This is a genomic window from Aliivibrio finisterrensis (genome assembly GCF_008933155.1).
Taxonomy (GTDB): Bacteria; Pseudomonadota; Gammaproteobacteria; order Enterobacterales; family Vibrionaceae; genus Aliivibrio; species Aliivibrio finisterrensis.
In genome coordinates this window covers 1-957 of the sequence record NZ_WBVP01000073.1, presented here as the reverse complement: position 1 = coordinate 957, position 957 = coordinate 1, and the positions used below count along the sequence as shown (strand labels likewise).

Annotated in this window: 1 protein-coding gene; it reads right to left on the bottom strand. The window is 34.9% G+C overall.

Going from position 1 to position 957, the window contains the following annotated elements; translation table 11 throughout:
- Nucleotides 1-471 precede the first annotated feature (471 nt).
- Complete coding sequence (locus F8B77_RS17315) at nucleotides 472-822, bottom strand: hypothetical protein (RefSeq protein WP_151656807.1); 351 nt, start codon at nucleotides 820-822, stop codon at nucleotides 472-474.
- Nucleotides 823-957: the final 135 nt, after the last annotated feature.

Here is a 957-nt window from a genome sequence, read left to right as displayed (position 1 = left end):
ACAACAATAACTGTGAAACGAAACAATCCTTTTTCTTACATCATTTGAACGATTTGGTTTCAGCAGATTTGGAACTGATAAACCAAATATCCTAACAACAATTGGGATTGAAAATGCTGCGAGCAAAACACTGATGCAGACTAAAATGAGGCATAACCAAAGAACAATTGAAGCGTAAAATAGCTTCTGAAACGCCTGAACTTAGGGAAATAAGGGCTAATTTGCCGAACCTGATGAAACGGAAACCAAAAGGCAACAAAGAAGAAATTTACGCTTACTAAGCCGAAACTATGAAAGCCGCGATCCTTTTGATGAACCGTACAAAAAATTTCGGACTCAATACGCACAACGCCTGCATAACACGTTTACTACTATGCAATTATACTTAAAATTAACGCCTTAAAACGAGAAAGACCCGACAACCTGAGATGCCGAGTGTAGTAAATCGTGTTGATGCATTTGTTATGTGCATTATGACTGGTTGTTTTTTACCCAAAAATCATCAACTTTCACTCCCGCATTTAACGCTACTCTAGCTTTATTACGGAGGATCTCATCTTTTGATAAAGAATATAATACTTGAGTTGATAGTATTTTCATCTCCTTACCAAAGGTACCATTATTAAAGCATTTATATAATGTGACATATTTGTAATGAGAGGCTTTTCCTGTTCCTAAATAATTTTTTGACCAAGAAAGCCATTCTGTAGCTGAAGAAAAATACTCCTTTGCTGCAAAAATTAACTCACCACGCTTTATGTATACTTCCACTTCAAAATTTGCAAGTTTTGAAAGCTCTTTACCAATTTCGTCTAACTTCATATTTAATACTAATAACTAAAGTATACATTTTATCAGCATATACATTTACCGTAAATTGAATTGCGATATTTTAAACCAAGCCTAACTGGCACATAACGCCTGCATAACACGTTTGCTACGATATAGACTTACCTA

What these genes read in the sequence shown, in the direction of transcription:
- F8B77_RS17315 (WP_151656807.1), bottom strand. Translation starts at nt 822, where the DNA reads ATGAAGTTAGACGAAATTGGTAAAGAGCTTTCAAAACTTGCAAATTTT.